Source organism: Vibrio sp. 1580 (assembly GCF_033340055.1).
Map to the genome: position 1 here is coordinate 1 of NZ_JAWOVT010000318.1, position 680 is coordinate 680.

Here is a 680-nt window from a genome sequence, read left to right on the forward strand (position 1 = left end):
CAATGGCCAAGTTAGATGCAGTTAGTGGTCAGTACATTCACACGCTAGCGAAGGAAAACCGGCTGAGTGCCGAATTGGATGAATTAGCGGATATCTCGTGGTCTGGTGATCTAGAAGCGATTCCTCGTGTAAACATCGTAAAAGAAGCACAGTTAGTGCAAAACAAGATCTTTACTGCCAGAAAGCGTTTTTTTGAGAGCAAGCTTAGTATTATTGAACAAAGTATTTCTGGTGCGAGCTTAGAGCTCGAAAATCTTAAGCAAACCAAAGTCATCGAAAGAGAACGCCTCAACTTTATTGAAGAAGAAATTGCAAGTAACCAAGCTTTGGTCCAGAAGGGGTTTTCTGGCAAATCCACTTTGTTGCAACTCAAACGGCTTGCCGCAGAGGTTCGCAGTACTCTAAGTCAGCTTGATCGGCAATCTTTAACCGTTGGGAAAAGGTTAGACGAGAACCAAGCCAAGATAGAAGAGTTAAAGCTCGAAAGATTGAATGAAATCGTCGAAGAGTTGCGGAATACCAAAAAAGAAGTCGTTGCTATTCGTGAAGAGTATCGATCTGCTCAAGATGTGGTGGCTAGAACTTCAATCAATGCGCCAATCTCAGGCCGCGTAGTGAACATGCAAGTGTTCACTGAAAAGGGGGTTATTGGTTCAGGACAAACGTTGTTAGAGTTAGTG

1 pseudogene is annotated in these 680 nt (G+C 43.2%); it reads left to right on the forward strand.

Going from position 1 to position 680, the window contains the following annotated elements:
* Nucleotides 1-680: pseudogene (locus R7093_RS25755) on the forward strand (HlyD family type I secretion periplasmic adaptor subunit); the annotation flags it as partial.